The organism is Candidatus Angelobacter sp. (genome assembly GCA_035607015.1).
GTDB lineage: Bacteria > Verrucomicrobiota > Verrucomicrobiia > Limisphaerales > AV2 > AV2.
Window position 1 is genome coordinate 1 of record DATNDF010000359.1, and the last position, 6,837, is coordinate 6,837.

The window sequence follows — 6,837 nt, forward strand, 5'->3', positions numbered from 1 at the left end:
CGCGCAAGGTACTATGGATTGTCGATGCGCGGTGCGGTGCTCGAAGAGTCCGAGGCGCGCAACCAAACGTTTGCCTTTGACGCGGCGGCGCTAGCCACTCCTGCACAGATGAAAATGGCGAAGGCCGAGGCAAACGCAGAAAGCCGCATCTTAACCGGATTGGTCGCAGGCGCGAGTGGAGTCCCACCCCCATCGCCACCGAAAGGCCCTGACCTCAGCCAGGTCACTGCGCGGAAGAATCTCAACGAGACCGCGTTCTTCTTTCCTCAACTCACTTCGGACAGCAATGGCGTCGTGCGGATGACGTTCACGATGCCCGAGGCGCTGACGACGTGGCGATTCCTCGGGTTTGCGCACGACAAACAGTTGCGCTCCGGTTTCCTCGAAGGCAAGGCGGTCACCTCGAAAGACCTGATGGTACAGCCGAACCCGCCCCGGTTCGTGCGTGAAGGCGACTTAATCGAGTTCACCGTCAAAGTTTCGAATCAGACGACGAATCGCCAATCCGGCAAGGTGCGGCTCACCTTCAACTCGGCTTTGAACGAAGAAACCGCGGACAGGCTGCTCGGCAATACGAAGCCAGAAATCGAGTTCGATATTCCCGGCAAGGAATCGCGCGGTTATTCATGGCGCATCAAAGTTCCGGACGGCGCGCCGTTCCTCACCTTCAAGGCTGTTGGCGCAACCGACAAAGTTTCGGACGGCGAGGAAGGTTATCTGCCGGTGTTGTCGCGGCGCATCCTCGTGACCGAGTCGCTGCCGCTGCCAATTCGCGGTCCGGCGACGAAAAAGTTCGAGTTCACGAAACTGCTCAAATCCGGCGGCTCGAAGACGCTCCGGAACCAGAGCCTGACGGTGCAAATGGTGTCGAATCCGGCGTGGTATGCGGTAATGGCATTGCCATATCTGATGGAGTTCCCGCACGAATGCACCGAGCAGACGTTCAACCGGTTTTATGCGAACGCGCTCGCCCGTTTCATCGCAGGCTCCGATCCTAAAATCCGCCGCGTGTTCGACCAATGGAAAGGGACGCCCGCGCTCGATTCGCCATTGGAAAAGAACCAGGACCTCAAGAGCGTGTTGATCGAAGAAACCCCGTGGCTGCGCCAGGCGCAGAGTGAGAACCAGGCGCGGAAGAACGTGGGAATTCTTTTTGATGAGAACCGCTTGAACTACGAAACCGGGCGCACGTTGCAGAAACTGACCGAGATGCAATTGACCGACGGTTCCTGGCCGTGGTTCCCGGGCGGGCGCGGCAATGACTACATCACGCTTTACATAACGACGGGCTTTGGCCGGATGCGGCACCTTGGTGTGGATATCAACGTCGAACCGGCCGTTCGCTCGTTGCTGCGGCTGGACAACTGGATGGAGGAGCACTACCGCGACATCATGAGATGGCCCGATCCCGACAAATACGTTCTCAGCGCCACGGACGCCCTTTATTTCTACGGACGAAGCTTTTTCCTGAAAGACAGGCCCATCGCGGCGCAGCACCAGAAGGCCATTGACTTCTTCCTCGCTCAAGCGCGCAAGCATTGGCTCAAGGTGGACAATCGCCAGTCACAAGGCCATCTCGCCATCGCGCTCAAGCGCTGGGGCGGTGAACCAAACGTTGCCACTTCGCGCGACATCATGAAGTCCATCAAAGAACGCAGCGTGACGAACGAGGAGATGGGCATGTTCTGGCGCGAAACGGAATTGAGCTGGTGGTGGTATCGCGCGCCGATCGAGACGCAGGCGTTGATGATCGAGGCGTTCGACGAAGTCATGGGCGATGCCAAAGCGGTCGAGGAATGCCGGGTCTGGTTGCTGAAACAGAAGCAGACGCAGGACTGGAAGACCACGAAGGCGACGGCCGACGCCGTGTATGCGCTGCTATTGCGCGGCAAAGACATTTTGGCGAGCGACAAGCTGGTGGAGGTGACCGTGGGCGGTGTGAATGTGACTCCTGGTAGGGACGCCGCGCCGCGGCGTCCGGGGTCGGCGCAGCGCGCCGACCCTACCGCGCCCGCTGTTGAACCCGGCACTGGATTTTACGAGCGCCGATTCACCGGTTCGGAGATCAAACCGAAGCTTGGCGAGATCACCGTGAAGAAAGCGGATGAAGGCGTGGCCTGGGGCAGCGTGCATTGGCAATACCTCGAAGACATGAGCAAGGTTACGCCTTACGAAGGAACGCCGCTCAAGCTCAAGAAATCGCTCTACACCAAAGTCAACACCAACAAAGGTCCGACACTGGAGCCGATGAAAGGCGCGTTAAACGTCGGCGACGAACTGGTCGTGCGCATCGAACTCCGTGTGGATCGCGATATGGAATACATCCACCTGAAAGACCAGCGCGGCAGCGGCACCGAGCCGGTGAACGTCCTTTCACAATACAAATATCAGGACGGCCTGGCCTATTACGAAAGCACGCGCGACACGGCCAGCCATTTCTTCATCGATTACCTGCCGAAGGGCACCTATGTCTTCGAGTATTCTACGCGCGTCCAGCTTCGCGGCCAATACCAGACCGGCATCGCGGAAATCCAGTGCATGTACGCGCCGGAGTTCAACAGCCATTCGGAAAGTCTGGCGTTGCAGGTGAACTGATCGCTGCAACAGCGAACCTGCCGCTAGGTCTTGGATTGCGGCGCTACGCCGCCCCTGAGTTCGGGGGCAAACGCTATTCGTCTCTGAAGAAGCGCCGGAACGCTGGCGTAGTCCAAAACGCTAGTGCGCGGCCAATACTTGGGACCGAAATTGACCCTGTCTAGCAACGCTGCTATTCTGACGGTCCAACACCATGCCGACTATGCTTACCATCCACGACGAGATGAGTTCTGGGCAGAAGACCCACTCGTTCACTCTCGAATGTCTGACTGAGCGCATGACCGTGCACGAACTCATTCGCGCCCGTATCTACCAGGAGGTGCAGGACTACAACACGCGCCAGCCGGAATACTTCCGAGGACTAGTCGAGCCGACCGAGGCCGAGCGCACGCTTAACGGCTACCGTCTGCACGAACGCCGCAAACTCGACTGGCAGGAGCAATTCCAGCGCGCCGTCGAGGCCTTCGAGCGCAACGGCTTCTTCGTCATTGTTGGCGACAAGCAGGCAGGGCGGCTCGACGACGAATTCGAAGTGAGGGCGGACACGGAGGTCAGCTTCGTGAAGCTGGTGCCGCTGGTGGGGGGATGAACCAGATAACAAATTCCAGATTTCGAACAACTAATCCGTGCAAAGACAGAAAGGGTGATGGACAAAACGAGCATAATCTCGACTCCATCAGTGGAACGGCTTGCAGCGAATCTCAATAAGGCCGTTGCTCCGATTGGCTATTACCGACGCTTTGAAGACATCGGCCACCTTCTTGAAGTAAAGGCCATATTAACCGCTCCGCAAATCGTCCACGCTGCATTCGTTCGTTTGACTTCCGAGAAACTGGCTGAAATCCCCAGCAAACTGGGCAAGCCGAAAGAAGGTTGGGACTATCGATACCACAACTTGAGAGGGATGGAATGCTATCCCACCGCCGAAAGCATCGTATGTGAGCGGTTGTTCCGACGCACTATTGAATTTTCGGATGATGACTTGGAACATATTATTCGAAATATTGCGTCGTTGGGAATAGTGACTACTTCAAACATCCGTTTCATCGATAAGATAGTTAAGGTGATCGAGAATCGGTTTCAAAAAGGTGCTATTCCTGCCAGCATGATCGACGCAGTCGCTCAACTAAGTAGTGGAATCAACTGCATCTCCAATGCTCCTGAACAAAAGCTGGTAGGCCGGCTTTCGCGACTTCGAGGTGATGGCTGCAAGCTGCCGATTTACCCTGGAGAAGCTTGGGCGGACATCGCTATCAAAACCTTGTCAGCCTTTTCGGATCGGGTGCGATTGAACTGGGGCGAATTGATCGCCGCTTGTTCGCTGAGTTCTGGTGCTAACCCTTCATCAGAGTGGGTCAAATCAGCGAAAGCTCACTTAAGCGCGGTTGGCTTCGAACAATTCAAACGCAATGTTTTGGTTTGGTTTCCGCTCATGGACAAACCACGCACTGTGGAACTCACCGATTGGAATCGAGATTACCAGCCCGATCCAAACCAACTTATCATCGAACCTCACTCTAAAATCCTCAAAGGCCTGGCGTGGTGTTGCGGTCTCCGCGAAGATAAGGAACTCGCGCGCGCTTTGGCTGCGCTGGCCCTCAGCACTTATCGCAAGATTCCCAAGAAAGGGCCGCGCGAAGTAAAGGTTGGCAACGCGTGTGTCACAGCGCTTGGCATGATGCCGGGCATGGAAGGCGTTGGGCAACTCGCGCTGCTCAAGGTACGGGTCAAATTCGGCACGGCGCAGAAGATGATCGAAAAAGCGCTAGAAGTGACGGCGGCGCGAGTCGGCTTGCCGCGCGAAGAACTCGAAGAAATGGCTGTGCCCGCCTACGGACTGACGGGCGTCGGGCGTTGTAACGAGACGTTCGGCGATTACGCGGCAGAGTTGACCGTGACCGGCACGAACTCAACCGCCATCACTTGGCTTAAGTCTGACGGCAAACGTCAGCAGTCAGTCCCTGCGGTGGTGAAAGCAAGGTTTGCGGATGACTTCAAGGAACTCCAAGCCGCGGTGAAGGACATCCAGCGGATGCTGCATGCACAGCGGGAGCGTATCGACAGTCTCTTCGTGCAACAAAAACGCTGGCCGTATGCCGTGTGGCGCGAGCGGTATCTCAATCATCCGCTCGTAGGCGTGCTGGCCAGGCGGCTTTTGTGGATTTTTACGAACGGGAAGAAGAATACCACTGGGATCTGGTTCAATGGCGAAGTGGTGGACATCGACCTCAAGCCGGTGAAGGAGTTGAACAGCGAAACCACAGCCACGCTCTGGCATCCCATTGGCCGCGATGTGGACGAGATCGTTCGCTGGCGGGAGTGGTTCGATGCGCAACAGATTCAGCAGCCGTTCAAGCAGGCGCATCGCGAAGTATACGTGCTCACCGACGCCGAGCGGCGCACAAACACCTACTCGAACCGTTTCGGCGCACACCTGCTCAAGCAACATCAGTTCAACGCACTGGCCGCCCTGCGCGGTTGGAAGAACAAACTGCGTCTGATGGTTGACGCCGAGTTCCCGCCCGCCACGCGGCTGCTCCCGCGATGGGGATTGCGAGCTGAGTTCTGGATTGAGGGCGCGGGGGACAATTACGGCACGGACACGAACGAGACGGGCACTTTCCTTTGGGTGGCAACGGACCAAGTACGCTTTTATTCGACGGAAACGACGCCGCGCACCGCGCACGCGAGCTATCGGCACGAAGATGGTCAGCCGCTGCCGCTCGAAGATGTCCCAGCATTGGTGTTTTCCGAGATCATGCGCGACGTGGATTTATTTGTGGGCGTGGCCAGCATCGGAAACGACCCGGCATGGACGGATGGCGGTCCTGAGGGACGTTATCGCGATTACTGGCAGAGCTATTCCTTCGGCATGTTGACCGCCACGGCGCAAACGCGCAAGGAAGTGCTGCAACGCCTCGTCCCGCGGCTCAAGATCGCTGGCCAGTGCTCCTTTGCGGATAAGTTCATGGTCGTAAAAGGTTGTCTCCGCACCTACAAAATTCACCTTGGCAGCGGGAACATTCTCATGGAGCCGAACGACCAGTATCTATGCATCGTACCGGATCGGAGCAGTCTCGCGGCGAAGGCGAGCGACAAAGTGTTCCTGCCATTTGAAGGTGACGGTATGCTGTCGGTTATTCTCAGCAAAGCGTTTCTTCTTGTCGATGATCAAAAGATAAAGGACGAGACAATTCGACGGCAAATCGTACTCAAATAGGATCGCAATCCGAAAATTCAACAACCGAAAGTCCGGCGTTGATCGTCAAGTAAGAAGGTTCAGCGAAGGGAGTCAGGAGGCCCGGTTCTCGTCCGCCGACTGAGCGGCGTTCAGGAGCAGGCTTTGCCAGGCGGTAAAAATGGAGCGTTCCACGGGCGGTGCGTCGGGGACTTCCTGAGCGCGTCCACTGCGCCAGCCAATGATCTCGCTGATCGCCGCCTCGCCTTTTGCGCTGGCCGTGCTGGCGTGGATGATTTCGCCGTTTTGAAAATGAACGCGCCCGCGTCCTCCCTTGGCCGAGGTAAAATCGATGATTTGAGTGGCGTTGTTCAGGCACTTGAGTTGAATGATGTCGAGCACGGTAAGCCGGGTGAGCGACGCCGCGAAGAACTCCGTGTTTCCCCGCGTTTGTGCCGCCAGCGCGGCGCGGCAATCGCGCGCCAGCGCGGCCACCGTCATGTAATGGACCGGCTTTTCCATGAAGCGCAGCACGCCGTACGCTTCGGCCTGATCACGGTATTCCGGCAATGGTTGCGCGGTCATGATCACCACGCTCGCGGACGGATTCTTGTTGGAGATGTCCGCGATAAAATCAATGCCGGAGCCGTCCGGCAGGTTCACGTCCAGGACAAAAAAATCGACATCGTACTCTTCCAGAAGCAGGCGCGCCTCGGCCACGGTGCGGGCGGTCAGGACGAGTTCATCCGGCATGGCGAGGTGCAGGGTCTTGGCCAACGCGATCGAGGTCACGGGGTCGTCTTCCAGAACCATCAAATAAAATTTTTTCATCACCAGCGGCGGAACAAGTTTCCGTGAGTGGCACCGCCAGTCAACTTCAATCCCCCCCCCTGCCACGCCCGCGCGTCCGACCGCACACGCCCCTGGCCCGGGCGGATTAACGACGGCCTGTGCGCGCGGGTTTTGTTGACGCAATTGGTTTGTGCAGCCCGCACGGGCGCAAAAGCGCGATTTCGCCGGTGAGCCCGAGGTCCCTTACCATCTGATCGCGCCGGCTGACGAGC

General features: G+C 57.5%; 4 protein-coding genes. 3 read left to right on the forward strand and 1 reads right to left on the reverse strand.

Annotation, left to right across the window (positions count from 1 at the left end):
- The 3 genes from VN887_14360 to VN887_14370 form a co-directional block, all read left to right on the forward strand.
- Positions 1 to 2,595, forward strand: a 2,595-nt coding sequence (locus VN887_14360) for an alpha-2-macroglobulin family protein (protein HXT41191.1), incomplete at its 5' end; no start/stop codon positions are given.
- Between the two features lie 223 nt (positions 2,596 to 2,818).
- Positions 2,819 to 3,184: a hypothetical protein gene (locus tag VN887_14365; protein ID HXT41192.1), complete on the forward strand. Its 366-nt coding sequence runs from the start codon at positions 2,819 to 2,821 to the stop codon at positions 3,182 to 3,184.
- 843 nt (positions 3,185 to 4,027) lie between these two features.
- A complete protein-coding gene (locus VN887_14370) occupies positions 4,028 to 5,815 on the forward strand; it encodes a DUF4132 domain-containing protein (GenBank protein HXT41193.1) in 1,788 nt (595 codons plus the stop codon).
- A gap of 72 nt (positions 5,816 to 5,887) precedes the next feature.
- Here VN887_14370 and VN887_14375 read toward each other — a convergent pair whose 3' ends face one another.
- On the reverse strand, positions 5,888 to 6,604 hold the full coding sequence (locus VN887_14375; protein ID HXT41194.1) for a response regulator: 717 nt from the start codon (positions 6,602 to 6,604) through the stop codon (positions 5,888 to 5,890).
- Between the last annotated feature and the right edge of the window lie 233 nt (positions 6,605 to 6,837).